Here is a 23,995-nt window from a genome sequence, read left to right on the forward strand (position 1 = left end):
ATGTCTGCCTTTGTCTACGCTTATTTTATGGTGCGAAATTAGATTTGCATAAGATGTGCCAGAAAAGCAGCATTTTTACACGACAAAACAGCAATATAGCGAGTAAAGAGGGTTTTATGGAATGGAAGGTTGTTGAGACTATTGCGAGCCCGGAAAGCGGAACTATCTTTTGCAAAGTTGAAACACAGTATGGCCTGAATTATATCCTGTGGTTAAAGGGAGATTATTACGTTCGTACAGGTGAAATCATCACCACCTCAAACCAGGGGATCCTGATTAACGATCGACGCCGTAGAGTATGGATAGCGCAGGCAATGCCCTTTACATCCATAGGCTGGATGGGGTTCAAACAGAAAAACGCGTGTCCAGGCAACCGGCAAGAGATGGATCGTCCGTGCACGGCTGAAACCCCATGCCAGTTCAAACTGTGCCCGTTCGGCTTAAAACGATATATTCCGGAAAGTTATTCCACGACGAAAATTAACAACCATCCTGACGGCAGGCTTTAATCCCGGCAAAACAGGTAATGTGACGTGAAAACATCAACTCGATGATGAAAAACAGCCCCCTTTCCGGATGGAAAGGGGGAAGGGCGATTACTTCAGCTCGTCAACCATAGTGATGGCACGGCCAATATAGTTTGCCGGGGTCATCTCTTTCAGGCGCGCTTTTTCTTCTTCTGGCAGCGCCAGACCGTCGATAAACTGTTTCATACCTTCAGCATCAACGCGTTTACCGCGGGTCAGCTCTTTGAGTTTCTCGTACGGTTTTTCAATGCCGTAACGACGCATCACGGTCTGAATCGGCTCCGCCAGCACTTCCCAGTTGTGATCCAGCTCGTCCAGCAGACGGTCGCGGTTAACTTCCAGTTTGCTCACACCTTTCAGGGTTGACTGGTAGGCGATCAGCGCGTAGCCAATACCTACGCCCAGGTTACGCAGCACCGTGGAGTCAGTCAGGTCGCGCTGCCAGCGGGATACCGGCAGCTTGCTCGCCATATGCTGCAACACGGCATTCGCCAGACCCAGGTTACCTTCGGAGTTTTCGAAGTCGATTGGGTTCACTTTGTGCGGCATGGTGGACGAACCGATTTCCCCGGCGATGGTTTTCTGCTTGAAGTGGTTCAGGGCGATGTAACCCCATACGTCACGATCGAAGTCGATCAGGATGGTATTGAAGCGCGCAATGCAGTCAAACAGCTCGGCGATGTAGTCGTGCGGCTCAATCTGGGTGGTGTACGGGTTCCACTGGATCCCCAGAGAGGTCACAAATTCTTCGCTGAACTGGTGCCAGTCCACTTCCGGGTACGCGGCGATGTGGGCGTTGTAGTTACCCACCGCGCCGTTGATTTTGCCGAGGATCTCAACCTGCTCCAGCTGACGATACTGGCGTTCCATGCGGTACGCCACGTTCGCCATTTCTTTACCCATGGTAGATGGGGTTGCTGGCTGGCCGTGAGTACGGGACAGCAGCGGAATGTCGCGGTATTCCACGGACAGCGCTTTCACCGCATCAATGATTTTACGCCAGTAAGGGAGTACCACCTCTTTCCGCGCGGTAGAGAGCATCAGCGCGTGAGACAGGTTGTTAATATCCTCAGACGTACAGGCGAAGTGAATAAATTCAGATACCGCGTGCAGGGCAGGGACGCATGCCACTTTCTCTTTCAGGAAGTATTCAACTGCTTTCACGTCGTGGTTGGTGGTGCGTTCGATGGTTTTAATGCGCGCGGCATCTTCTTCGCTGAACTCAGCAACGATTTTATCAAGGTAATCGTTTGCCTTTGCGTCAAAAGCAGGAACTTCCTTGATTGCTGTCTGGGCGGCCAGCTTTTGCAGCCAGCGTACTTCAACCTGAACACGGAACTTCAGCAGGCCATATTCGCTGAAGATCCCGCGCAGCGCGCTGACTTTATCGCCGTAGCGTCCATCGACAGGGGATACGGCGGTCAGTGAGGATAATTCCATAATTCGCAACTCCGGGAGGTTAACAATGAGCAAGAATTTGTTTTGCCTGAGTCGTCAGGCGATGACGAGAAAACATTAACTGTAGGCGGCCACCGCCGACCTGTTGCCACAGCACGGCGGCACGGATGCCTGCCAGCAGCGAAGCGCGTACCTTCGCCTGTACCTGTGGGCTTTGCAATACGGCAGGCGAACCGGTGACCTGAATACGCGGGCCGAGCGGGCTAATCACGTCAACGTAGATACCGGCCATCGCGCTCAGCAGGGTCTCAGACTGGAGGTCAAAGTGGTCGAGCTGGCGCTGTAGCCCGGCGATGCGATCGCCCAGGGTATTCATTGCGCCTTTTGCCGCGTTCAGCTTACGTTCCAGCACCATCAGGCTTAAGGTGTAGCGGGTCAGTTCCGCATTCAACCCCTGACGGTTACTGGCGTTGAGCACGCCGAGCAGAGTTTCAAGACCGAGACGAAGATTGGTTTCACTGCCGCCAAAGACGCCCAGCGTGGAGCCTGGGTTGAGGTCGATAACGCTGTTAAGTGAAACGTGCAGGGCGTCAGCGTCGCAATGACCCTGATGCGCCAGCTGTTGCACCAGACGGGCTGACTGGCAAATTCCCGCCAGCGCCAGGGTGATGTCGTAATAGTTCTTCGCCACACGGTCTCCTTTATGTGTGCAAACGGTTTAAACAGCAGGCAGCGGCAGGCGCTGTTCAATGATCCCACCGCCGAGGCAAATTTCGCCGCTGTAGAAAACAGCAGACTGGCCAGGGGTAACGGCGGAAACCGGCTCGTCGAAACGCACGTCAATGCGATCGCCATCCAGTGCGGTTACGGTGCAAGGGATGTCCGTCTGGCGGTAGCGCGTTTTCACTGTGCAGCGCAGCGTGCCTTTCAGCGGCTCGCGATCGACCCAGTGCAGCTGTTGCGCGATCAGTCCAACGGACATCAGGCGCGGGTGGTCGTGACCCTGAGCCACAACCAGAATATTGTTTTCGACGTCTTTGTCGACCACGTACCACGGATCTTCGCTGCCCTCTTTGGTGCCGCCGATACCCAGACCTTTACGCTGGCCGAGAGTGTGGTACATCAGTCCCTGGTGCTGACCAATCTCATCACCGTCAACGGTGACGATTTTGCCCGGCTGTGCAGGCAGGTAGCGCCCCAGGAACTCGCGGAATTTACGCTCGCCGATAAAACAAATACCGGTGGAGTCTTTTTTCTTCGCGGTGATCAGATCCAGATCTTCAGCAATCTTACGCACTTCCGGCTTTTCCAGCTCGCCGACCGGGAACAGACTTTGGGCAATCTGTTCGTGGCTCAGCGTATAGAGGAAGTAGCTCTGATCTTTATTGCCGTCCAGGCCGCGCAGCAGCTGGCTTTTGCCATTCACATCCGCGCGACGCACGTAGTGGCCAGTCGCAATGTAGTCTGCGCCCAGGTCTTCCGCAGCGAATTCCAGGAAGGCTTTGAATTTGATCTCTTTGTTGCACAGGATATCCGGGTTTGGCGTGCGGCCCGCTTTGTACTCTTCGAGGAAGAGTTCAAAAACGTTGTCCCAGTATTCTGCGGCAAAGTTAACGGTGTGCAGTTCGATGCCGAGCTTATCGCACACGGCCTGCGCATCGGCGAGATCCGCAGCGGCAGTGCAGTATTCCTCGCCATCGTCTTCCTCCCAGTTCTTCATGAACAGGCCCTCCACCTTATAGCCCTGTTGCTGCAACAGGTAGGCGGAAACGGAGGAATCGACACCGCCGGACATGCCGACGATTACTTTTTTCTGGCTGTTATCTGACATGGAATACTCACGACATTGAACTTCAAGGCGGCGTATTCTATCACGCCCCCCCACCATTGACACCCTCTGTAAACGGCCAGTTAAATTCTGCAATGACATCCAGCGGCAGGCGCGCCGTAGACTGCCAGCAGCGGATGCTTTCCGCAACCAGTGGCGAGCGCAGGTTTGGCGCGTTCAGGATCTCCTCTGCGGTCACCCACAGGCAGCGATCGATATCGTCGTCGTGCGGTTCAGTGGCGCACGTTTCGTTAAGCTCAACGGCGAATAAAAAGCGCAGGAAAGGTGTCTGGTCAGGCGCTATCCACTGATGCATACGGATAAAGTGCTGCGGTTCGGCGCGGATACCCGTCTCTTCCCAGAGCTCGCGTTTCGCTGCCTGCAATAAGGTTTCATTGGCTTCAAGATGCCCGGCTGGCTGGTTCCACAGCGCTTTGCCGTTAATGGTCTCTTCCACCACCAGGAATTTCCCCTGCGCGTGGACCACGCAGGCGACCGTAACATGAGGTTTAAACATCAGTTCTCCTTAGGGGTAACATCCCGCCATTCCCCGTTTGCCAGCGAGTCCAGCGTATAGCTGCCCATGGCGTAGCGAATGAGTCGCAGGGTAGGGAAGCCCACATGCGCAGTCATGCGCCTGACCTGTCGGTTGCGGCCTTCATAAAGGGTGATTTTAAGCCAGCTGGTAGGAATGGATTTACGCTCACGAATCGGCGGGTTGCGCGGCCACAGCCACTCGGGTTCATTCACACGTTCAATACCAGCCGGCAGGGTGGGACCGTCGTTCAGCGTTACGCCGTTGCGCAGCTTTGCCAGCGACGCGTCGTCCGGCTCGCCTTCAACCTGCACATAGTAAATTTTTCCGGTACGTTTGCCCGGCTGAGTAAGCCTGGCCTGGAGCACGCCGTCATTGGTAAGGACCAGCAGCCCCTCGCTGTCGCGATCCAGGCGTCCCGCTGCGTAGACTCCCTGTACGGGGATAAAGTCCTTCAGCGTGCTGCGCCCGGCCTCGTCGGTAAACTGCGGCAATACATCGTAGGGTTTATTGAACAGTATGACCCGCGTTGGCTGGGGTTCTGGCGTTCTTCTGGTGGCTTGTCGTGAGCTGAATCGCTCAACCCGGTGTTTTCTAAAAGAAGTTTTCGTCATGGTATTTTCAGGCGTTATCAATTGCCGCATTATAGCCTAATAACGAAGACCTTTCATGGCGTCGGACAATCAGGTACTATCGGAAGGCTCATTACAATTTATTAACATAAGATCAGTAACAACCAGAAGCGCTCGAAGGAGAGGTTAATGGAAAGCAAAGTAGTTGTTCCGGCGGAAGGTAAAAAGATCACCCTGCAAAACGGCAAGATTAACGTTCCTCACAACCCGATTATCCCGTTCATCGAAGGTGACGGTATCGGTGTAGACGTTACCCCGGCGATGCTGAAAGTGGTTGATGCCGCTGTTGAGAAAGCCTACAAAGGCGAGCGTAAAATTTCCTGGATGGAAATTTACACCGGTGAAAAATCCACTCAAGTTTATGGCCAGGACGTCTGGCTGCCAGCCGAAACGCTGGACCTGATCCGCGACTATCGCGTTGCTATCAAAGGCCCTCTGACCACGCCAGTTGGCGGCGGCATTCGCTCCCTGAACGTGGCGCTGCGTCAGGAACTGGATCTGTATGTGTGTCTGCGTCCGGTGCGTTACTACCAGGGCACCCCAAGCCCGGTTAAGCACCCGGAACTGACCGACATGGTTATCTTCCGTGAAAACTCTGAAGACATCTACGCGGGTATCGAATGGAAAGCGGACTCTGCTGACGCAGAAAAAGTGATTAAATTCCTGCGCGAAGAGATGGGCGTGAAGAAAATTCGCTTCCCTGAGCATTGCGGCATCGGCATCAAGCCGTGCTCCGAAGAAGGGACCAAGCGTCTGGTGCGTGCCGCCATCGAATACGCTATCACCAACGATCGTGACTCTGTGACCCTGGTGCACAAAGGCAATATCATGAAGTTCACCGAAGGCGCGTTCAAAGACTGGGGCTACGAGCTGGCGACCGAAGAGTTCGGCGGTGAACTGATCGACGGCGGCCCATGGCAGAAAATTAAGAACCCGAACACCGGTAAAGAGATCATCATTAAAGATGTGATTGCCGATGCGTTCCTGCAACAGATCCTGCTGCGTCCTGCTGAGTATGACGTGATCGCCTGTATGAACCTGAATGGTGACTACATCTCCGATGCGCTGGCAGCACAGGTGGGTGGTATCGGTATCGCCCCGGGCGCGAACATCGGTGACGAGTGCGCCCTGTTCGAAGCCACTCACGGTACTGCACCGAAATACGCAGGCCAGGATAAAGTCAACCCAGGCTCTATCATTCTGTCCGCAGAGATGATGCTGCGTCATATGGAATGGTTCGAAGCCGCAGACCTGATCGTTAAGGGTATGGAAGGCGCGATTAACGCGAAAACCGTCACCTATGACTTTGAACGTCTGATGGAAGGCGCTAAACTGCTGAAATGCTCAGAGTTTGGCGACGCGATTATCGCGAACATGTAATCCACTCGCTGGGTTAAATGACAACGGGAGCCTGAGGGTTCCCGTTTTTTATGCACACAAGACGGAAACAACGCTATGACCCATGATATCCCGCTCAAGTATTATGACATCGTCGACGAGTATGCGACTGAAACGGCGAAACCGGTAGAAGAGGCAGAGCGTACGCCGCTGGCACACTATTTCCAGCTGCTGCTCACTCGCTTATACAACAATGAGGAAATCAGTGAAGAGGCGCAGCGGGAGATGGCTGTCCAGGCGGAGATAGACGAAGCGCGCATTGACGATATTGCGAACTTCCTGAATCAGTGGGGCAATGAATAACGCATCATCGCGCTGAGTCTGCCAGCAGCCTGGCGAGGTCGTGCCGGGTTAGCGACTTTGAAAAGTACCAGCCTTGTACGAGGGCATCGGGGTATCTCTGCGCGATGAACTGAAATTGTGTTTCGCTTTCAACCCCTTCAAAAACCAGGGTTTTGTTCAGTTTAGCGAGCGCGTCGCTGAAGATCACCAGGATATCCTGTTTATAGTGCTCGCTGATGCCGTCCACTAACGACTTATCTACCTTGATTTCGTCATATTTGAGATTTGTGAGCCTGGCAAGATTAGAGTTTTGCACGCCAAAATCGTCTATTGAAATTTTGACGCCTGCCGATTTAAGCTCCTCACAAAACTCTTCAAGGATGGCCGAGGTGGAAACGCCATTCTCGGATAACTCAACTTTGATTAACGATAAAGGAATCGCGTTCTCTGAGCATGCATGACGTAATACCGACAGGAATTTGCCGTCTTCAATTTCCGTCCGGCCAACGTTCAGTGAAATCATTAACTGATGTTCAGCGGCCAGCGCGGCAATTTCCGCCAGGGATTTCTTTATCATGTTCTGATAATAAACGTTATACAGGCCAATTTTTTTAATTAACGGGATAAACAGCTCAGGAGAAACCTCTTTGTGATTGTTATCCTGCCATCTTGATAACACTTCAACCCCAACGATTTTCTTATCAGCAACCCGAATAACAGGCTGAAAATGAACGCTGATGGTATTCGCTTTTACCGCTTTGACCAGCGTTCGTTCCAGAGAACGTCGGTCTTCATAAAGTCGAAGAGAAAACAGCGTCAGGGATACCCAGATAAAGTATAAAAACAAGCACAGAAGCACCATCACTACGTGGGAGAGCGAAGCCAGTCCGGCATCATGGTGTGTGACGGTAACGCACAAATCCCAGCGTGTACTGCACTCTGTCACAGCCAGCGTAAATAACAGAGACTGTAAGCGGCTGAAGTTTTCTGATGGCGGCGTAACGGTGAAAAAGGTGCGGCCGAAATCTTTAGTGGAAGAACGAAGCGAATAGTTGGCGGTAACGGGGGCAAATTTATCGTAGGCTGAACGGGAGGTGAAAATAATAAGGTGGTTATAAATTGTCGCATTACCGATAAAGAAATCTTTCTGCGAAAACTGCGCCAGACTGAATCCGTTCTGGGTTTTATGCAGCTCAGGGGGAAGGGCGATGGGATTTGCCAGCTTGCCCCAAAACGCGGTGCAGGTGATTTTCCCCTTTTCAATAAACCCCACATCGGCGAAATAGAGACTACGCATCTTTAATTTTCGGTAGACGTTCAGACTGGCGCTATCGCATCCCTGCACGGTGGTATTTTTAAGCGTACTGGCGATATTTTGTGTTAACTCTTCGGAATAGCTTAAGAGCGTGTGGGAGATCTCCCTCTGCCGGTTCTTTTGCTGCTCAACGATAATGGCGTTAACCGCATACAGCGACAGGACGACCATTAGGGTTGAGATGATAGCAACGGCAATGGCCTTCTTCATTTTCCTGCTGTCCCGCCACGTCCTGAGGTGCAGGGATCTTATCACAGGTCATAAAAGCTACAAGTATGAGAGTTGAGGCTGCACGGAATCGAAAGGAAAGCCACCCTGCCAGGCTCCTTTCAACTCAGAACCACTCAAACCGTGTTGAGAGCAGTAGCAGTAGCGTACTGGCAGAAACAAGATTAAGGCAGATGACGAACTTGCTCGATACGTTCATGTTATCAACGCTTTTTGGTTATTCAGAAGCAACAGAGAATAGCGTTTCACCTCCACAGAAAAAACGCCAGATTTTGGTGGGTTGAGGCAAAAAAAAAGCCCACTAAAAAGTGGGCAAGAAATACTGGAAGCAATGTGAGCAATGTCGTACTGAATACCTGAGTTATTTGCTCAACTATTCAGTAATGAGAAAGATAATCTTTCTCAGTAGAAGATGCAACCCCAGGATGTGTGTGGATCGACATTTTTTACTGCTCATATTTTACTCAAACGAGCCGTGTGATTCTTATCACAAATTTCCTTTCTCAGATCCTGTGCTATCCTTTTCTGTGTCGTTGATTTAATGACAAAAACCATACAGAGAGGAAAGCTATGGGAATTTTATCCTGGATTATCTTTGGGCTGATTGCGGGGATCCTGGCGAAGTGGATTATGCCGGGCAAAGATGGCGGCGGTTTCATCGTCACGATCATTCTGGGGATTGTGGGTGCAGTCGTCGGCGGCTGGATCAGTACCCTGTTCGGCTTTGGCAGAGTTGATGGCTTCAACTTCGGCAGCTTTGTCGTCGCGGTGATTGGCGCGCTGGTTGTTCTGTTTATCTACAGAAAAATCAAAAGCTAAATCTGACCTGTGTTAAAAAAGGCTGCCTGACGGCGGCCTTTTTACTTTGGGCGTTACCACCAGCCTAACTGCGTACCGGCGACGGCCACGATGGCGACAATAAGCATGATGATGGTCGTTTTTCTCATTTATGCCCCCGGCGCGGCGTAACCGCCAAGGAAAAACCAGCCTAAAAACACCACCGCTATGATAAAAATAACCACCGGAAAGAGGATCCCTATTCTCATGCCATCACCTGTTTGAGTTTGTATAAGGCCGTAGAGTGTACGGTTTTAATCTAACGCGACAAAGCCTGTTTTGCTTTTTCCTTTTTTATCCTGATACATCGCGAGGTCCGCGGTGCGCAGGGCGCTATCTTCATCCGTGCTGTGAGGATCGACAATAACGACGCCAAGGCTTGCACCGGGATAAAGAATGGTGGCATTGCCTAACCCGTATTCGCCCGCAATGAGACCATTGAGGCGGGTTTTGATTGCGTTGATCTCTGTACTGGCGTCGCCATCATCGCTGTGACTCAGGCTGGCAACCAGAAATTCATCGCCGCCGAGCCGGCCAATAATCTCATCCTGCGTTTGCTCGTGAGTCAGTCGCTTGCCGACCTGTACGAGGAAGCGATCGCCCGCCTCATGCCCGTACTGGTCATTGATTCGCTTGAAATCATCGAGGTCAATAAAGGCAATCATGACGTTGCGGCTAAGATGGCGCGCCAGTGAGAACAGGGTGGTAAGGTTTTCAAAAATGGCGCGACGATTCGGCAGGCCGGTAAGGGCGTCGGTGTAAGAGTGGGCAATGAGCGCCGCATTTGCTTCGCGAAGCTGAAGCACAAGCGACTCTTTCTGAATGTACTGACCAATTAACCCGGCAAAGAGCCTGATCACCTGCTCGCCACGCTCGCTGAACTGTTTCTGTGCGGTGCTGGCAGCGCAAAGCGTGCCGTACAGAGAACCGTCAGCCAGGTGAACCGGCACGCTCATATAGGTTGTAATACCCAGTGCTTTTGCCGCTTCACACTCCGGCCAGCGGTCGGGCACCTCGTTACTGAACAAGGTGTCGCTATCCATGGCGCGCTTACAGAGCGTTTCGTCCCAGGGCACGCTGAACCCTTCCGGGATTTGCATTTGCTTGCTGTTACGGGCATATAAAATGTGCTGCAAACGCGCGTTAATATCGATTTTGGTCAGGTAGGTTGATTCCATATCCGTCACAATTTCCAGCATTTCCAGTAGCTGACGCACAAGACTGTCGAGAGATTGCTCAGTGGAGAGGGTTTCTGAAACACGGGCAAGAATGATATCTGACATGAGGCAGGTTGACTCCCATGCAGAAGACCTCTGTATCTGCATGTTATGCTGAAAATTTAGACTCCGGTCATAGTAAAACATGAACAGGATTAATTTTATAGATTCTTCTGAAAGCGGATGAGGGAGAGGCTAAAAAAAGCCCCGATGTTGAGATCGGGGCAAAACATCTTGATTACGGAATGATGTTCTCTGGTCAGTGTGAGAACAGGTATCACTATAAGTGGGAATCGTGCAGGTTTAATGGAGAAATCATGGAGAAAATGGCGATGACCCGTTACTCTGACGTTTTTTACATCCTGAAGGATCATGATAATGAAATATCTACTCCTGGCGCTGGTTGTACCGCTGGCCGCCTGCTCAACAAAGACTACCCCTCCTGATGCGCCTCAACCGCCGCACGCTATTGGTATGGCAAACCCGGCGTCAGTGTACTGTCTGGAGAAAGGGGGAGAGCAAATCCCTGTTCAAAGCCCGCAGGGTGTACGTACCGAGTGCAAATTACCAGGCGGGGAAGTGATCGATGAATGGGATCTCTACCGACGCGATCACCCGCAACCAACCAGATGACAAGGGCAATAAAACTGCGATACACTTCTCTTTAGGATTATTCTTAGCCAGTTTCTGGCAGTACGTTTGCGAGAAGAAGTATGTTTCAGTTAAAACCGGGCAGCATGGCGATGATCGTGGGTGCGCGTACGGCGGCAGGCCGTCGAAATATCGGTAAATCCGTGGAGCTGTTTGGCCTTTGTCAGCCGGGCCAGCGTTTTGTAAACCCGGTTAACGGCGTCATGACGCAATTACCTGATACATCAGCACGTGCGCTGTGGCTGGTCACCGGTGATGTTTACGCCTTTGATAACCAGCACGGTTTTGCGTTTGTTCGCCCGGAACATTTGATGCCGCTAACTCCCGACGAGATGCCACACAACGTGGATGAGCTGGCGATCGGTTAATCACAGTTTACGTAGCCAGTCCGCCAGTACCCGCGCGTGATTCTGCTCCCTGTTTTTCGCCCCGTAGAGTAGCGTCACGGTCTGCTGTCGGGCGAGGGCCGCCAGGCGTTTGCCTTCATCCTGATGCTGCGCCAGCTCTTTACGATAGGCTTCACTGAACGCAGTGAAATCTATCGTTTCACTGTGAAAAGCTTTTCGCAGTTCGCTGGACGGCGTTAGCGATTTACACCACTCATCACAGGCGAGGTCGGTCTTTTTTATTCCTCGCGGCCAGAGTCTGTCTACCAGCACCCGGTAACCATCGTCTGATGTTGCCTGTTCATATACGCGCTTACATTGAATCATCCGTTTTCCTCCTGCCGTGCGACGTTCGGCAAGAACACTATAGCACCCGGCTTTTATCCACCCAATTTAAGGTATTGTGATAATTGCAAAAGATCGGTAGTCTGAGGCTCCTTATGTTATCTGAAAATCCTCCGGCATAAGGAATCTCTCATGGAACTCTCCCTGGTTAAAACGACGCTGCGCATTGCGCTGGTTGGTGATTTCAATCCTGATGTTATTGCGCACCAGGCGATCCCGCTGGCGATTGACGACGCCGCTGCGGTTCTGGATCTCACCGCTGATTATGACTGGCTCGCCACGCCTGAGCTGACCAGCCCCGAAGACCTGGTCGGGTACGATGCCATCTGGCTGGTACCGGCAAGCCCGTATAAAAACACCGAGGCGGCGTTTATTGCGGCGCGTTACGCGCGTGAGAATAGCATCCCCTTTCTCGGCACCTGCGGCGGGTTCCAGCATGCGCTGATTGAGTATGCGCGTAATGTACTGGGCTGGCACGATGCAGGCCATGCCGAAACCGATACCGAGGGAAGGATGGTGATTGCGCCGCTGACCTGCTCGCTGGTAGAAAAAACCGACGCGATAGAGCTGCGGAATAACACGCTGATTGCCAAAGCGTATGGCAAGCCGGAAATTCAGGAGGGGTATCACTGCAATTACGGCGTCTCACCTGAGTTTGCCAGCCAGCTTGAGCGGGGCGACATGCGCGTAACGGGCTGGGACGAGCAGGGCGAGATCCGCGCGGCAGAGCTGATAACCCATCCTTTCTTTGTCATCACCCTGTTCCAGCATGAGCGGGCTGCGCTTCAAGGGCGACCTGTCGTGCTGGTACAGGCCATGCTGCGGGCGGCGCAGGGATAAAAAAAGCAGACCGTCAGGTCTGCCTTGAATGTCAGCGGGGTGTGATCTCCCGGTCACGCCCGGCCAGCATGCCGCACAGGGCCATCACTACCGCAGCCAGCGCACAGGCCAGCAGCGGAATGCGCCAGTCTCCGGCGGTATCGTGAATTTTCCCCATCAGCGGTGGGCCACAGGCCGCCAGAAGATAGCCAATCGACTGTGCCATGCCGGAGAGCGCGGCGGCCTGATGTGCCGAGCTGGCCCGCAGTCCGATAAACGTCAGGCCGAGGATCATGGTGGCGCCGGATCCAAAGCCAAACACCAGCGTCCAGACGACGGCCAGCCCCGGCGCGAACCAGAACCCGGCCGCACTGACAGCGCACATCAGAGCGACAAGCCCGGCTATGCCACGCTGATCGTTAAGACGGTGCAGGATCAGCGGAATGGCGAGACCGGGAACAGCGGTTGCCAGCTGGAGAAGCCCGTGCATGGAGCCAGCCTGCGTTTCGCTGTAGCCGTGGCTAAGCAAAATCGCGGGTAACCAGCCGATAATGACATAGTAAATCAGCGAGTTAATGCCCAGAAAAAGCGTCACCTGCCAGGCGAGTGCCGAGCGCCAGATAGCCCGGTTGTGCAACGCGCCCGCGCCGGTCAGGGTGGCGGCCGGCCTCTGGCGCCATTGCGGTAACCACAGCAGCAGCGCCACCAGCGGGAAGAACATCAGCATCAACAGCGCTCCGTGCCAGCCACCACTCCCCAGCGACAGCGGGACGATCAGCGCCGACCCTGCGGCAGCGGCGGCCCCCATCGTCAGCGAATACGCCCCCGTGAGTTTTGCGACCTGGCCCGGAAAATCACGTTTGATTAAGCCAGGTAACAGGACATTGCCCAGCGCAATCCCACAGCCCACGATCGCCGTACCGATAAACAGCAGCGCGGCCGACGGCAGCGAACGTACGCCAATCCCGATGCAAATCAGCAGCAGAGCGATAAAAAGGCTGCGCTCCATGCCCAGGCGCCGGGCGACGCCTGCGGCAAGGGGAGAGATAAAGGCGAAGGCAAGCAGGGGCAGCGTTGTGAGCAGGCCGGTTTGCGCCGTGCTTAAGCCATAGTCCTGTCGGATGGTGTCGAGCAGGGGGGCGACACCGGTAAATGTGACGCGCAGCGTCGTGGCGATCATCAGGATGCCTGCAACCAGCAGTGCACCCTGTTTCCCGGAAGGTTGAATAGCAGTAGTCATTATTGTCTCTTACGTTCAGGCGAGCGCATACCATACCGATTTAAGTTGTGGTTGAAATCAGGCTAAAATGACAGTTTATCGCTAATATCGGACAACTTTATGTACGGACTGGGGCTCGACGGCTACGATCCCGATAGCCAGCACGACGCGGCGGTGGCCTTTCGCATCCGCGTGGTGGCACAGGAACAATTTATTCCGCTGCATCAGCACCGCAAAGGGCAGCTGATTATGGCGCTGGGTGGAGCGATCACCTGTGAAGTGGAGAGCGCGATGCTGATGGTGCCGCCCCAGTATGCGGTGTGGATCCCAGGACAAACGCCGCACAGCAACAAGGCGACGCCCGGCGCGCAGCTCTGCCTGCTGTTTATTGAACCCGGTGCGCTCGAATTGCCGACGCGTACCTGTACGCTGAAAATATCGCCCCTGGTGCGGGAGCTGGTGCTGGCGCTTGCGGACAGGTCACGGGAAGAGTTGCCTCTTCCCGCTACCGGAAGGCTGGTAGACGTCCTGTTTGATGAACTGCCCCTGCAACCGCAGGAGCATCTACAGCTGCCGGTATCTCCGCATCCAAAAATTCGCCTGATGAGTGAGACCATGGCAAACGAACCTGCCGCCTGGCAGACGCTGGCGCAGTGGGCAAGCCACTTTGCCATGAGCGAACGCAATCTGGCGCGGCTGGTGGTGAAAGAGACCGGCTTAAGCTTTCGCCGCTGGCGGCACCAGCTCCAGCTGATTGTCGCATTGCAGTTTTTGATCGGCGGGAAGTCGGTCCAGCAGGCGGCGCAGGCGCTGGGGTATGACTCCACCACCGCCTTCATCACCATGTTTAAGAAAGGACTGGGACAGACGCCGGCCCGCTATATCGCCAGCCTGACTACGACTTCCCGATAAACAGCGAAACCAGACCGGCAGCAATCAGTGGGCCAACCGGCACGCCACGAAACAGCGCCACGCCTAACACGGTGCCCACCAGCAGCCCGGCCACCAGCGAAGGCTGGCTGCTCATCAGCGTCACGCCGCGACCGCCAAGCCACGAGACAAAAACGCCCACCGCAATCGCCATCAACGATTTCCAGTTTACAAAGGAGTGCAGCAGCGTTGAGGCCGGTAGCGTTCCGCTGGCAATCGGGGCCATCACGCCGATGGTCAAAATAATGATCCCGATGGTAAGCCCCTGTTTTTCTATCCACGGGAAGAAGGTGTTCAACGGTGTGACGCGAACGATGATCAGGACCAGAATGGAAATCGCGACGGTGGTGTTGTGGCTGACAAAACCCAGTGCAGCCAGGGCCAGAAGTATGAGCAGTGTAGGGTCGAACATGACGGGATCCTTGCCAAAAATAGTAAGCCTGCTTACTTTACGCGCAAACGCGTCGGCAGGCAGGCTTTACTGAAAAAATTGTCTATTTTTGGGCACTTGCCTGACGTCAGTCCACCAGCTGCTGGATAAGCGGACTCCCTTCGCGGATAAACACCGGGATGGTTTCCAGCGCCGCAGGCACCCGGATATGCTCCCCACCGGCGTAGCGCTCACCGTTGAGAGCGACCCAGCTATTGCCCGTCGGCAGCCAGACATCGCGCTCACGCTGGCCGGCCTGCATAACCGGTGCCACCAGAAGATCTTCGCCAAACAGATACTGATCTTCACACGCCCAGCTCTGCTTGTCCTGCGGATAGTGCCAGAACAGCGGACGCATGAGCGGGTCTCCGTGCAGATGAGCCTGCTGGTACAACGCGTCAATATACGGGCGCAGGGTTTCGCGCACGGTAAGCCAGTGCTGCATGATGGCGTAATTCTCTTCTCCGTAACTCCACAGCTCATTAGGCGAACCGCTGTTACACTGAGGAATGCCGTCACGGTAGCGCTCCGGAGGCTGAATCTGCGGTTCGCGATAGCCGTGCATGCGCAGAACCGGTGTAAACACCGCCCACTGGAACCAACGGATCAGTAATTCGTGGAACGCCGGGTCGTTAACGTTCCCTCCCTGGAAGCCGCCGATATCGGTCGTCCACCATGGGATCCCCGCCAGCCCCATATTCAGTCCCGCGGCGAGTTGATTGCGAAAAGCATGGAATGAGGAGTGGACATCACCCGACCACGCCAGCACGCCGAATCGCTGGCTGCCTGCCCAGGCGCAGCGTACAAGGTTAACAATGTCGGTTTCACCGTTTGCCTGGAGCCCATCGTAAAAGCCCTGCGCAAAATCACGCGGGTAGCGATTGCCCACTTCCAGTACCGGACCGGCGTGGTAGCGATAGTTGTCAAAATCATAGGCGCGGTATTCCGGTTCCGCTTCGTCCAGCCAGAACAGCTTAATGCCCATGTCGTAGTAATTTTTCTTCACCGTATCCCAGACGAATTTCCGCGCCTCAGGATGGGTCGCATCAAAGAAGGTGGTATTGCCCATAAAGTCGAGGTTGACCTGCACGCCACGTTCACTGCTGACCAGCCAGCCTTTGGCTTTCATCAGCGGATAGAGAGGGCTGCGCGCCTCTACCGTTGGCCACACCGACACCATCAGCGCAATACCCATTTCGCGCAGCTCGTCGACCATCCCTTCAGGGTCGGGCCAGTCTACGGGGTCGAAGCACCAGGTGCCCTGATTCGGCCAGTGGAAAAAGTCGATGACCATTACCGACAGCGGCAGATTACGGCGGCGATACTCCCGCGCAACCTCAAGCACCTCCTGCTGGGTACGGTAGCGTAATTTGCACTGCCACAGCCCGCTGATAAACGCCGGGGCGGCGGGCGGAGTTCCGGTGGCTTTTACATACTGGCGGGTGATATCCGCCACCGTGTCAGCGGCGGTGATCCAGTAGTCCATTTCTCCCGTCACGCGGGCGCGCCATTCCGTCTGATTTTTTGCAAAGCTGGCTTCACCAATCGCCGGATTGTTCCACAGCAGGCCATAGCCAAGGCTGGACTGCATAAAGGGCACGCTGGCCTGGGAGTTGCGCTGCGCCAGTTCCAGCGTACAGCCTTTCAGATCCAGCCACGGCTGTTGATACTGACCCATGCCATAGATGCGTTCATCCGGACGCGATTCAAACCGGACGGTGAGCTGATATTTTCCCCCCATTAGCGGCTTAAATTCACGGCCATCCAGCTTCAGGGCGCTGACATATTTATCCTGACTCTTCTCGCTGGCACCGATACCCACCGTTGAACGCTGGCGCCACATCTCTTCCAGCAGCAGTTCGCCGCGCTGATTGTAGAAGGCCAGCTGACCTTTAAGGTTCAGCGTCGCGGTAATATTGCCGTTGCGCAGCGTCAGGCTTTCCGCTTCGGCGATAATCTCAGCCTGGCAAGGGGCGGCGGGCAACAGTGCCTGTAAGGCGTCCTCAAAAGCCGGGGAGCAGGTGGCCCTGACGCGCAGGCTGTTTTCTCCCCACGGTTCAATACGCAGGATCTGGCGTTCAAAACGCCATTCGATGCTGTTGGAATGTTGAATCAGCTCACTCATGGATAACGCGTCCTTCTAAACAGGGTGTTTGGCGAGATGGATGGATTGCATTGTGCTGTCGTCGAGCTTATACCAGCGCAGCGTGGCAAACGCGCAGAGTGACAAGACGCCAGGCACGACGGTGAAGAGGGCGATGATGCAGTACATGGCCGTGTTGGTCTGCTCCGGGGCATTGGCAACATAACCGCTTAAGCCCAGCGTCCAGCCAACAATCGCGCCGCTGATCGCCATCCCCAACTTGAGTACGGCGAGGAAAGTGGAGAAGATCACGCCGTCCATGCGTTTGCCCTGTTTCCATTCGCCGTAATCGGCGACGTCCGCCATCATTACCCACATCAGCGTGGTGGTGGCCTGGTAAAGGGTGGAGACGATAAACGTCATGGGCACCAGAATAAGCACCGACTTAGGCGCAAAGAACAGAGCGATGCTGAGTACCCCCGCCAGTACGGAACAGTATCCAAACATCTGCACTTTGCTGACGTTCTGCGTCAGACGTTTGGCCAGCGCGCTGCCTGCGGCTTTCCCGAGAATATGCGCCCCGAGCATCCACATAAAATAGCTTGCGCTACCGAGATAATAAGTGACGAAATACATCATTGCGCCAAGGCGAATAACGCCAAAACCAATGTTGGTTAATACCAGGACGGCGACAATCCGCCATTGGTCGTTTCGTAATAAATCCCGCAGTTCCGCAAGATAATTATTGTGGGTAGCGGGAGCCTTAATACGTTCACGCGTATTGGCGAAGCAGATCCAGAACATGACGACCGCGACGGTCGCCATAATGGCCATTGCCCAGCGGTAGCCCAGTAATTTATCGTCGCCACCTAAAAACTCTGCCAGCGGCATCATAAAGAATGTCGACAGCGCGCCACCCAAAGTGGCAAGGAAAAAGCGATAAGACTGGAGGGAAATTCGCGCATCGTTGTCGGGCGTAATCACCGCGCCCATGGAGCAATAGGGAATATTGATTGCGGTGTACATCAGCATCATCAGGGTATAACTGACGGTGGCGAAAATCATTTTACCGTGCAGATCGAGGGACGCCGGCACGGCGTAGGTCAGCAGACAACTTGCGCCAAAGGGCAGCGCCAGCCACAGCATCCAGGGACGGAATTTGCCCCAGCGCGTGCGCGTCCTGTCAGCGATATAGCCCATCGCCGGGTCTATTATGGCATCGGCGGTTCTCGCCAGAAGAAACATGGTGCCCACGAATGCGGCAGGTAGCCCCACCACGTCCGTATAGTAAAACGTCAGAAAAATAATGACGTTATCCAGCCCAATATGGCTCGCCATATCGCCTAACCCATAACTGATCTTTTCTTTACGGGTAATTATCTCGGTCATTGTATTCACCTTGCCAGTGTAAGGTTTATTTTTGAGGTGCTCCGTAAACAGGGTTAACCAGGATGAAAAGGTTAACAATTGCGAGATCTGGCATCGGGGTTACGTAAATTTCTTTTCGTGATACCGGTAACAAATAAAGTGTTTAAACAGTGACTTTATACGGAGGAGGATAGTTAACAGCGAATCGTTTCAGCGAAAAAAATCGTCTTTTCGCGGACGCGTCATTGTCATTTAGCTGTCATTGTGGGGGAGTAAAAAAAGAGGTAAATGGGCAAAGCAGAGGGCATCATGAACGATCCTATGTTTGTCGAAACGCTAATTATTTCCTCATCATTTTTTATCATCGCGATTATTTTGATTGCTTCCGTGCTGCTGCTGGAAAACGGCTGACCGTTAGCCAGCCGCTGTATTTATTGTTTACGGAACGTCACCAGTTCAGGACGGGCGATACGCAGATAGTCCTGGGTATCCATAATCACCGACTTTTCCAGCAGGCCGGCGTTAAAGGCGATCTCATCGAAGCGCTCAAACAGCAGCGGATCGGCGACCAGCGTCAGATCCGGATGAAAGCTGAAGGGGGGAATGGCGCCGAAAACGCAGCCGGTAAGCGCATCCACTTCTGCCGGACTGGCGAGAGAGGCCTTTAGCCCACCGAAATGGCTGGCCAGCAGGCTCAGATCGGCCTGCCGATCGGCGGCAAGGATTGCCAGAATATGTTTCTTAACGCCGTTGCCTTTTACCTTGCAGACCAGTGCTTTTGCACCCTGCCGGAGATCGGTCCCGCGAATTTCACTGACCGCTTCGCATTTCCCAACGGCCTCATGCGCCACCACGCGAAAGCGCGCCTCCTGCTCGGTTAATAAGCTGATTAGGCGCTGATGGGTCGTCGTCCCGGTCACGTCATCAGACATAACGATTTCACCTGTGATTTGCCAATACGTAGCTTGCTACATTAGCACGGGACGGAGAGGGCTGAAAGAAAACAGCCAGCGGGAGCGCTGGCTGTTGGGTCATGCGTTGCTGGTGGATGACTGTTTCTGGAACAGTTCCCGGAAGACCGGATAGATGTCATCCTGGTCACGAATGTGCTGCATCGCAAAGTTATCAAACATCGCTTGCAGATGCTCATACTCACGCCATAGCGTCTGGTGGGCGCGACGGGTAATTTCAATGTAGCTGTAGTAACGCACCACCGGCAGGATCTTCTTCGCCAGAATTTCATGACACAGCGGCGAGTCATCCGCCCAGTTATCGCCATCCGATGCCTGCGCGGCGTAGATGTTCCACTGCGCCGGATCGTAGCGCTCCTTCACTACCTCATCCATCAGCTTCAGGGCGCTCGACACGATGGTGCCACCGGTCTCCTGCGAGTAGAAGAACTCATGTTCATCCACCTCTTTCGCCTGAGTGTGATGGCGGATGTAGACCACCTCCACGTTCTTATACGTTCTGCTCAGGAACAGATAGAGCAGAATATAAAAACGCTTAGCCATATCCTTGGTGGCCTGATCCATTGAACCTGACACGTCCATCAGGCAGAACATCACCGCCTGGCTGGAAGGCTCAGGGCGTTTTTCGTAGTTCTTGTAGCGCAGGTCGAACGTGTCGATAAACGGCACCCGGTCGATCTTCGCCCGCAGTTCGGCAATCTCTTTTCGCAGGCGCTCCTCTTCCAGCAGTTGCGCCGGTTCCGTGTTTTCCACTACTTTCAGGCTGGTTTCCAGCTCGCGCAGTTCGCGCCGTTTGCCTGCCGTCATCGCCGTGCGTCGCGCCAGCGAGTTTTGCAGTGAACGCACCACGCTGATGTTGGCGGGCACCCCATTTGCGGTATAGCCCGCACGATGGGTTTTGTATTCGTTGAGTTGACGGTGCTGATTCTTTCTCAGATTCGGCAGGGCCAGATCCTCAAACAGCAGATCGAGATATTCGTCTTTTGAAATCTGGAAGACAAACTCATCCTGGCCTTCTCCGTCCTGGCTGGCTTGCCCCTGACCGCTGCCAGAACCGCCGCCTCCGCCTTGGGGACGCTCGATTCTGTCATTCTGGACGAAGTGGTCATTACCTGGGTGTACACGGTGGCGAAGGCCGCCACGCCCCTGATGAAACATCGGTTCGCTGATGTCATCGTTGGGGATGGAGACGGATTCGCCGCTGTCGACGTCGGTCACCGAGCGTTTGTTGATGGCCTCGGAGATCGACTGTTTAATTTGCGCTTTATAACGGCGCAAGAAGCGCTGGCGATTCACCGTGCTCTTGTTTTTGCCGTTAAGACGCCGGTCAATAAACCAGGTCATATATCCCCCGTACTGCATTTGCCAACTTGCAGCGTCCGTAAGTGCCGGACATTTTGTTGGCCCGGTAAGCGCGTTACCGGGCACTTGTTTTAAGACGATTTACGCACGCGCAGATACCATTCACAAAGCAGGCGGACCTGTTTGCGCGTATAGCCTTTTTCCATCATACGGTCGACAAAATCGTCGTGCTTTTTCTGCTCGTCGGTTGAGGTTTTGGCGTTGAACGAGATGACCGGCAACAGCTCTTCCGTGTTAGAGAACATTTTCTTCTCTATAACCGTGCGCAGTTTTTCGTAGCTGGTCCAGTTCGGATTGCGGCCGTTGTTATGCGCTCTGGCGCGCAGCACGAAGTTCACAATCTCGTTTCGGAAGTCTTTCGGGTTGCTGATCCCGGCTGGTTTCTCGATTTTTTCAAGTTCCGCGTTCAGGGATTCACGGTCAAACAGCTGGCCGGTATCCGGGTCGCGATACTCCTGATCCTGGATCCAGAAGTCAGCGTAAGTGACGTACCGGTCGAAGATGTTCTGGCCGTATTCGGAATAGGATTCCAGATAGGCGGTCTGGATCTCTTTGCCAATGAACTCGGCGTATTTCGGGATCAGGTAGCCTTTCAGGAACTCCAGGTAGCGTTCAGCCTGCTCCTGTGGGAACTGTTCACGTTCAATTTGCTGTTCCAGCACGTAGAACAGATGTACCGGGTTGGCGGCCACCTCCGCGTGGTCGAAGTTAAAGACGCGGGAGAGGATCTTAAACGCGAAACGCGTCGACAGACCGTTCATCCCTTCGTCGACCCCGGCGTAATCGCGGTATTCCTGGTACGATTTCGCTTTCGGGTCGGTATCCTTCAGGCTTTCGCCGTCATACACGCGCATTTTTGAGTAGATGCTGGAGTTTTCCGGCTCTTTCAGGCGCGACAGGATCGAGAAGCGCGACAGCGTTTCCAGCGTTCCCGGTGCGCAAGGGGCATGGACCAGCTCACTGTGGTTGAGCAGTTTTTCGTAAATCTTGATCTCCTCGGAGATCCGCAGGCAATAAGGCACTTTGACGATGTACACACGGTCAAGGAACGCCTCATTGTTTTTGTTGTTACGGAAGGTCACCCATTCAGATTCGTTAGAGTGGGCAAGGATAATCCCGTTAAACGGCAGGGCGGAAATACCTTCCGTCCCGTTGTAGTTCCCCTCCTGGGTGGCGGTCAGCAGCGGATGCAGCACTTTGATCGGTGCTTTAAACATCTCGACGAATTCCATAATCCCCTGGTTGGCACGGCACAGCGCACCGGAATAGCCGTAGGCATCCGGGTCGTTTTGCGCGTGATGCTCCAGCTTACGGATATCGACTTTACCCACCAGCGCCGAGATATCCTGGTTGTTCTCGTCACCGGGTTCTGTTTTGGCAATGGCGATCTGCTCGAGGATAGACGGCCACACTTTCACGACGCGGAATTTGGTAATGTCCCCGCCAAACTCGTGCAGACGTTTTGCCGCCCACGGCGACATGATCGTACCGAGATAGCGATGCGGAATGCCAAACTCTTTTTCCAGAATTTGCGCATCCTCTTGCGGATTAAACAGGCACAGCGGATGGTCATTGACCGGGCTGCGCTCGCCGTTGGCGCTCAGCACATAGATCGGCACGCGCTGCATCAGCGCTTTCAGCCGTTCAGCCAGGGAGGATTTACCCCCACCGACAGGACCCAGCAGGTAAAGGATCTGCTTCTTCTCTTCCAGCCCCTGAGCGGCATGCTTCAGGTAGGAGACGATCTGCTCAATGGCATCTTCCATGCCATAGAACTCTTCAAACGCCGGGTATCGGGCGACCACCCGATTCGAAAAGAGACGGGAAAGCCGTGGCTCCAGGGCAGTATCAACCATGTTTGGCTCACCAATAGCCATCAATAGCCGTTCTGCCGCATTGGCATAGGCACTGCGATCTTGCCGACAAATGGTAAGAAACTCCTGCAGTGTGAACTCTTCGTCCTTGGCAGCTTCGTAGCGCTGGCGATAGTGATCGAATATATTCATGGCATGCCGTCCTTTCGTTTTTTAGCACAGGATAAGAGCCGTTCGTATGAGTAGTGGAGGCTCCCGGAAGAGAATTTTTCGCACCTCACTGCCAGAGCAGCAACCTGTGTGCCAGGTCGAAGGCTATGAACCGCAGGGTGTTCAGCAAAACCTCTTCTTAAATTAAAGCGTAGATGGCAATTGCAAAACTTGCATACGGATAAAATCTACTTTCAATGACATATCAATAACTCATCCAAAAATTTCCACTGCGGTTATAAGCGAAAAGCGGGTTTTTCATTTATCGGTCACATAAATGAAAGCGGGATGTCATCTGAAAAATGAAAAATAACGGGTTAATCAAACGGATTAGTGCGCAAAAAATTTTGGGATGTACGGGAATGGCGGTTACACTTCACCCGCTGATTATTTGACTACAGGAAAGAATGGATTGTGACCAAACTCAAACTTCTGGCATTGGGCATCCTTGCCGCTACCGCAGCGAGCACCGTACAGGCTGAGAGCCAGTGGACTGTTGGCGCGGGTGCTGGCGTGATTAACAGCCCGTACAAGCAGTATGACCGCGACGTTTATCCTGTCCCCGTTGTCACCTATGAAGGCGATAACTTCTGGTTCCGTGGGTTGGGCGGCGGCTACTATCTGTGGAACGATACGGCCGATAAGCTCTCCATCATGGCCTATTACGACCCAACGCACTTTAAACCAGGCGACAGCGACAGCAATGCGCTTCGTCAACTGGACAAACGCAGAAGCTCACTGATAGCGGGGCTTTCTTACGTCCATAATACCGAGTATGGCTTCCTGCGCACTGCGCTGGCGGGCGATACCCTGGACAACAGCAACGGCTTCATCTGGGATCTGGCGTGGCTTTACCGCTATACCAACGGCGCAGTGACGCTGACGCCGGGTATCGGTGTGCAGTACAGCAGCGAAAATTACAACGACTACTACTATGGCGTGTCTAAAGCGGAGTCTCGCCGCAGTGGTTTGAATAGCTACAGCGCGGATGATGGCTGGGACCCGTACCTGGAACTCACCGCATCGTATAACTTCCTCGGTGACTGGAATGTGTACGGTACTGGCCGTTACATTCGTCTGAGCGATGAAGTGAAAGACAGCCCGATGGTCGACAAGTCCTGGTCTGGCATCTTCTCTGTAGGTGTGACCTACAAGTTCTGACCAGAACGTAATGCATTAAAACGGGGCGCTTGCGCCCCGTTTGTTTTTT

General features: G+C 53.9%; 28 protein-coding genes. 10 read left to right on the forward strand and 18 right to left on the reverse strand.

What is annotated here, in order from left to right; all coding sequences use genetic code 11:
* The first annotated feature begins 116 nt into the window (after positions 1-116).
* Entirely contained in the window at positions 117-509 is a 393-nt protein-coding gene (locus tag ACOTXD_RS11600; protein ID WP_022650801.1) for a hypothetical protein, read from the forward strand.
* Between the two features lie 87 nt (positions 510-596).
* On the opposite strand, the gene purB is transcribed toward ACOTXD_RS11600, so the two are convergent.
* The 5 genes from purB to rluE are packed head-to-tail and all read right to left on the reverse strand — an operon-like array spanning position 597 to position 4,932.
* Positions 597-1,967, reverse strand: a complete 1,371-nt coding sequence (purB, locus tag ACOTXD_RS11605; protein WP_022650802.1) for an adenylosuccinate lyase — start codon at positions 1,965-1,967, stop codon at positions 597-599.
* A 19-nt stretch (positions 1,968-1,986) separates the two neighbouring features.
* Complete coding sequence (hflD, locus tag ACOTXD_RS11610) at positions 1,987-2,616, reverse strand: high frequency lysogenization protein HflD (protein ID WP_006809213.1); 630 nt, start codon at positions 2,614-2,616, stop codon at positions 1,987-1,989.
* 27 nt (positions 2,617-2,643) lie between these two features.
* Positions 2,644-3,756 (reverse strand): tRNA 2-thiouridine(34) synthase MnmA, encoded by a 1,113-nt coding sequence (gene mnmA, locus ACOTXD_RS11615; RefSeq protein ID WP_048208918.1) that lies wholly within the window; start codon positions 3,754-3,756, stop codon positions 2,644-2,646.
* Positions 3,757-3,796: 40 nt separating this feature from the next.
* Positions 3,797-4,270 (reverse strand): NUDIX hydrolase, encoded by a 474-nt coding sequence (locus tag ACOTXD_RS11620; RefSeq protein WP_022650804.1) that lies wholly within the window; start codon positions 4,268-4,270, stop codon positions 3,797-3,799.
* Positions 4,270-4,932: a 23S rRNA pseudouridine(2457) synthase RluE gene (gene rluE, locus ACOTXD_RS11625; RefSeq protein WP_022650805.1), complete on the reverse strand. Its 663-nt coding sequence runs from the start codon at positions 4,930-4,932 to the stop codon at positions 4,270-4,272. The genes ACOTXD_RS11620 and rluE overlap by 1 nt, the downstream gene beginning before the upstream one ends.
* Before the next feature lie 117 nt (positions 4,933-5,049).
* On the opposite strand from rluE, the gene icd reads away from it, so the two are divergent.
* Positions 5,050-6,300, forward strand: a complete 1,251-nt coding sequence (icd, locus tag ACOTXD_RS11630; protein ID WP_061856391.1) for an NADP-dependent isocitrate dehydrogenase — start codon at positions 5,050-5,052, stop codon at positions 6,298-6,300.
* 75 nt (positions 6,301-6,375) lie between these two features.
* On the forward strand, positions 6,376-6,621 hold the full coding sequence (locus tag ACOTXD_RS11635; RefSeq protein WP_022650806.1) for a YmjA family protein: 246 nt from the start codon (positions 6,376-6,378) through the stop codon (positions 6,619-6,621).
* A 4-nt stretch (positions 6,622-6,625) separates the two neighbouring features.
* Here the strand turns inward: ACOTXD_RS11635 and ACOTXD_RS11640 are convergent, their stop codons facing one another.
* Positions 6,626-8,125, reverse strand: a complete 1,500-nt coding sequence (locus ACOTXD_RS11640) for an EAL domain-containing protein (protein ID WP_023315854.1) — start codon at positions 8,123-8,125, stop codon at positions 6,626-6,628.
* 124 nt (positions 8,126-8,249) lie between these two features.
* Positions 8,250-8,342 (reverse strand): stress response membrane protein YncL, encoded by a 93-nt coding sequence (gene yncL / locus ACOTXD_RS11645; RefSeq protein ID WP_071524166.1) that lies wholly within the window; start codon positions 8,340-8,342, stop codon positions 8,250-8,252.
* Positions 8,343-8,713: 371 nt separating this feature from the next.
* On the opposite strand from yncL, the gene ACOTXD_RS11650 reads away from it, so the two are divergent.
* Positions 8,714-8,962 carry a GlsB/YeaQ/YmgE family stress response membrane protein gene (locus tag ACOTXD_RS11650; protein WP_003857896.1) on the forward strand — a complete coding sequence of 83 codons (249 nt, stop codon included), beginning with the start codon at positions 8,714-8,716 and terminating at the stop codon, positions 8,960-8,962.
* Positions 8,963-9,015: 53 nt separating this feature from the next.
* On the opposite strand, the gene yoaJ is transcribed toward ACOTXD_RS11650, so the two are convergent.
* The 3 genes from yoaJ to ACOTXD_RS11665 are packed head-to-tail and all read right to left on the reverse strand — an operon-like array spanning position 9,016 to position 10,263.
* On the reverse strand, positions 9,016-9,090 hold the full coding sequence (yoaJ, locus tag ACOTXD_RS11655) for a protein YoaJ (RefSeq protein ID WP_015570794.1): 75 nt from the start codon (positions 9,088-9,090) through the stop codon (positions 9,016-9,018).
* Positions 9,091-9,189, reverse strand: a complete 99-nt coding sequence (locus ACOTXD_RS11660; protein WP_126501184.1) for a YoaK family small membrane protein — start codon at positions 9,187-9,189, stop codon at positions 9,091-9,093. It abuts the gene before it with no gap.
* Between the two features lie 45 nt (positions 9,190-9,234).
* Positions 9,235-10,263 carry a sensor domain-containing diguanylate cyclase gene (locus tag ACOTXD_RS11665; RefSeq protein ID WP_023315855.1) on the reverse strand — a complete coding sequence of 343 codons (1,029 nt, stop codon included), beginning with the start codon at positions 10,261-10,263 and terminating at the stop codon, positions 9,235-9,237.
* 312 nt (positions 10,264-10,575) lie between these two features.
* Between ACOTXD_RS11665 and ACOTXD_RS11670 the strand changes: the two genes are divergently transcribed.
* On the forward strand, positions 10,576-10,830 hold the full coding sequence (locus tag ACOTXD_RS11670) for a DUF333 domain-containing protein (RefSeq protein WP_022650809.1): 255 nt from the start codon (positions 10,576-10,578) through the stop codon (positions 10,828-10,830).
* 80 nt (positions 10,831-10,910) lie between these two features.
* Positions 10,911-11,216, forward strand: a complete 306-nt coding sequence (locus ACOTXD_RS11675) for a hypothetical protein (RefSeq protein ID WP_022650810.1) — start codon at positions 10,911-10,913, stop codon at positions 11,214-11,216.
* On the opposite strand, the gene ACOTXD_RS11680 is transcribed toward ACOTXD_RS11675, so the two are convergent.
* Positions 11,217-11,561, reverse strand: coding sequence for a DUF488 domain-containing protein (locus ACOTXD_RS11680; protein WP_003857886.1), 345 nt, complete (start codon positions 11,559-11,561; stop codon positions 11,217-11,219).
* A gap of 150 nt (positions 11,562-11,711) precedes the next feature.
* Between ACOTXD_RS11680 and ACOTXD_RS11685 the strand changes: the two genes are divergently transcribed.
* On the forward strand, positions 11,712-12,419 hold the full coding sequence (locus tag ACOTXD_RS11685) for a CTP synthase C-terminal region-related (seleno)protein (protein WP_421766413.1): 708 nt from the start codon (positions 11,712-11,714) through the stop codon (positions 12,417-12,419).
* A gap of 31 nt (positions 12,420-12,450) precedes the next feature.
* On the opposite strand, the gene ACOTXD_RS11690 is transcribed toward ACOTXD_RS11685, so the two are convergent.
* The gene (locus ACOTXD_RS11690; protein ID WP_022650812.1) at positions 12,451-13,638 is read right to left on the reverse strand and encodes a CynX/NimT family MFS transporter; all 1,188 of its coding nucleotides are present in this window, start codon (positions 13,636-13,638) and stop codon (positions 12,451-12,453) included.
* Positions 13,639-13,737: 99 nt separating this feature from the next.
* Between ACOTXD_RS11690 and ACOTXD_RS11695 the strand changes: the two genes are divergently transcribed.
* Positions 13,738-14,529, forward strand: coding sequence for an AraC family transcriptional regulator (locus ACOTXD_RS11695; RefSeq protein ID WP_022650813.1), 792 nt, complete (start codon positions 13,738-13,740; stop codon positions 14,527-14,529).
* On the opposite strand, the gene ACOTXD_RS11700 is transcribed toward ACOTXD_RS11695, so the two are convergent.
* The 3 genes from ACOTXD_RS11700 to ACOTXD_RS11710 form a co-directional block, all read right to left on the reverse strand.
* Positions 14,513-14,959 (reverse strand): DUF441 domain-containing protein, encoded by a 447-nt coding sequence (locus ACOTXD_RS11700; protein WP_126501181.1) that lies wholly within the window; start codon positions 14,957-14,959, stop codon positions 14,513-14,515. The genes ACOTXD_RS11695 and ACOTXD_RS11700 overlap by 17 nt on opposite strands.
* A 106-nt stretch (positions 14,960-15,065) precedes the next feature.
* Entirely contained in the window at positions 15,066-17,102 is a 2,037-nt protein-coding gene (locus ACOTXD_RS11705) for a TIM-barrel domain-containing protein (protein ID WP_023315858.1), read from the reverse strand.
* A 15-nt stretch (positions 17,103-17,117) separates the two neighbouring features.
* Entirely contained in the window at positions 17,118-18,449 is a 1,332-nt protein-coding gene (locus tag ACOTXD_RS11710; RefSeq protein WP_044596273.1) for a glycoside-pentoside-hexuronide (GPH):cation symporter, read from the reverse strand.
* Between the two features lie 288 nt (positions 18,450-18,737).
* On the opposite strand from ACOTXD_RS11710, the gene yoaI reads away from it, so the two are divergent.
* Entirely contained in the window at positions 18,738-18,839 is a 102-nt protein-coding gene (gene yoaI / locus ACOTXD_RS11715; protein WP_017384693.1) for a small membrane protein YoaI, read from the forward strand.
* Positions 18,840-18,859: 20 nt separating this feature from the next.
* Here yoaI and ACOTXD_RS11720 read toward each other — a convergent pair whose 3' ends face one another.
* The 3 genes from ACOTXD_RS11720 to yeaG all read right to left on the reverse strand — a co-directional run bounded on the left by ACOTXD_RS11720 (position 18,860) and on the right by yeaG (position 22,767).
* Positions 18,860-19,360 (reverse strand): YbaK/prolyl-tRNA synthetase associated domain-containing protein, encoded by a 501-nt coding sequence (locus ACOTXD_RS11720; protein ID WP_022650816.1) that lies wholly within the window; start codon positions 19,358-19,360, stop codon positions 18,860-18,862.
* A gap of 99 nt (positions 19,361-19,459) precedes the next feature.
* A complete protein-coding gene (locus ACOTXD_RS11725; protein ID WP_017384692.1) occupies positions 19,460-20,743 on the reverse strand; it encodes a YeaH/YhbH family protein in 1,284 nt (427 codons plus the stop codon).
* 89 nt (positions 20,744-20,832) lie between these two features.
* On the reverse strand, positions 20,833-22,767 hold the full coding sequence (yeaG, locus tag ACOTXD_RS11730; RefSeq protein WP_006809140.1) for a protein kinase YeaG: 1,935 nt from the start codon (positions 22,765-22,767) through the stop codon (positions 20,833-20,835).
* A gap of 432 nt (positions 22,768-23,199) precedes the next feature.
* Here yeaG and ACOTXD_RS11735 point away from each other — a divergent pair, with 432 nt between their 5' ends.
* Positions 23,200-23,946, forward strand: coding sequence for a MipA/OmpV family protein (locus tag ACOTXD_RS11735; protein ID WP_421766414.1), 747 nt, complete (start codon positions 23,200-23,202; stop codon positions 23,944-23,946).
* Positions 23,947-23,995: the final 49 nt, after the last annotated feature.

The organism is Enterobacter cloacae complex sp. CDL013 (assembly GCF_049238805.1).
GTDB classification, from domain to species: Bacteria; Pseudomonadota; Gammaproteobacteria; order Enterobacterales; family Enterobacteriaceae; genus Enterobacter; species Enterobacter hormaechei_C.

Excerpts from the sequence above, each read along its gene's own strand:
- ACOTXD_RS11600 (WP_022650801.1), top strand. The coding sequence starts at position 117 with ATGGAATGGAAGGTTGTTGAGACTATTGCGAGCCCGGAAAGCGGAACT.
- purB (WP_022650802.1), bottom strand. The coding sequence starts at position 1,967 with ATGGAATTATCCTCACTGACCGCCGTATCCCCTGTCGATGGACGCTAC.
- mnmA (WP_048208918.1), bottom strand. The coding sequence starts at position 3,756 with ATGTCAGATAACAGCCAGAAAAAAGTAATCGTCGGCATGTCCGGCGGT.
- ACOTXD_RS11620 (WP_022650804.1), bottom strand. The coding sequence starts at position 4,270 with ATGTTTAAACCTCATGTTACGGTCGCCTGCGTGGTCCACGCGCAGGGG.
- rluE (WP_022650805.1), bottom strand. The coding sequence starts at position 4,932 with ATGCGGCAATTGATAACGCCTGAAAATACCATGACGAAAACTTCTTTT.
- icd (WP_061856391.1), top strand. The coding sequence starts at position 5,050 with ATGGAAAGCAAAGTAGTTGTTCCGGCGGAAGGTAAAAAGATCACCCTG.
- ACOTXD_RS11635 (WP_022650806.1), top strand. The coding sequence starts at position 6,376 with ATGACCCATGATATCCCGCTCAAGTATTATGACATCGTCGACGAGTAT.
- ACOTXD_RS11640 (WP_023315854.1), bottom strand. The coding sequence starts at position 8,125 with ATGAAGAAGGCCATTGCCGTTGCTATCATCTCAACCCTAATGGTCGTC.
- yncL (WP_071524166.1), bottom strand. The coding sequence starts at position 8,342 with ATGAACGTATCGAGCAAGTTCGTCATCTGCCTTAATCTTGTTTCTGCC.
- ACOTXD_RS11650 (WP_003857896.1), top strand. The coding sequence starts at position 8,714 with ATGGGAATTTTATCCTGGATTATCTTTGGGCTGATTGCGGGGATCCTG.
- ACOTXD_RS11660 (WP_126501184.1), bottom strand. The coding sequence starts at position 9,189 with ATGAGAATAGGGATCCTCTTTCCGGTGGTTATTTTTATCATAGCGGTG.
- ACOTXD_RS11665 (WP_023315855.1), bottom strand. The coding sequence starts at position 10,263 with ATGTCAGATATCATTCTTGCCCGTGTTTCAGAAACCCTCTCCACTGAG.
- ACOTXD_RS11670 (WP_022650809.1), top strand. The coding sequence starts at position 10,576 with ATGAAATATCTACTCCTGGCGCTGGTTGTACCGCTGGCCGCCTGCTCA.
- ACOTXD_RS11675 (WP_022650810.1), top strand. The coding sequence starts at position 10,911 with ATGTTTCAGTTAAAACCGGGCAGCATGGCGATGATCGTGGGTGCGCGT.
- ACOTXD_RS11680 (WP_003857886.1), bottom strand. The coding sequence starts at position 11,561 with ATGATTCAATGTAAGCGCGTATATGAACAGGCAACATCAGACGATGGT.
- ACOTXD_RS11685 (WP_421766413.1), top strand. The coding sequence starts at position 11,712 with ATGGAACTCTCCCTGGTTAAAACGACGCTGCGCATTGCGCTGGTTGGT.
- ACOTXD_RS11690 (WP_022650812.1), bottom strand. The coding sequence starts at position 13,638 with ATGACTACTGCTATTCAACCTTCCGGGAAACAGGGTGCACTGCTGGTT.
- ACOTXD_RS11695 (WP_022650813.1), top strand. The coding sequence starts at position 13,738 with ATGTACGGACTGGGGCTCGACGGCTACGATCCCGATAGCCAGCACGAC.
- ACOTXD_RS11700 (WP_126501181.1), bottom strand. The coding sequence starts at position 14,959 with ATGTTCGACCCTACACTGCTCATACTTCTGGCCCTGGCTGCACTGGGT.
- ACOTXD_RS11705 (WP_023315858.1), bottom strand. The coding sequence starts at position 17,102 with ATGAGTGAGCTGATTCAACATTCCAACAGCATCGAATGGCGTTTTGAA.
- ACOTXD_RS11710 (WP_044596273.1), bottom strand. The coding sequence starts at position 18,449 with ATGACCGAGATAATTACCCGTAAAGAAAAGATCAGTTATGGGTTAGGC.
- yoaI (WP_017384693.1), top strand. The coding sequence starts at position 18,738 with ATGAACGATCCTATGTTTGTCGAAACGCTAATTATTTCCTCATCATTT.
- ACOTXD_RS11720 (WP_022650816.1), bottom strand. The coding sequence starts at position 19,360 with ATGTCTGATGACGTGACCGGGACGACGACCCATCAGCGCCTAATCAGC.
- ACOTXD_RS11725 (WP_017384692.1), bottom strand. The coding sequence starts at position 20,743 with ATGACCTGGTTTATTGACCGGCGTCTTAACGGCAAAAACAAGAGCACG.
- yeaG (WP_006809140.1), bottom strand. The coding sequence starts at position 22,767 with ATGAATATATTCGATCACTATCGCCAGCGCTACGAAGCTGCCAAGGAC.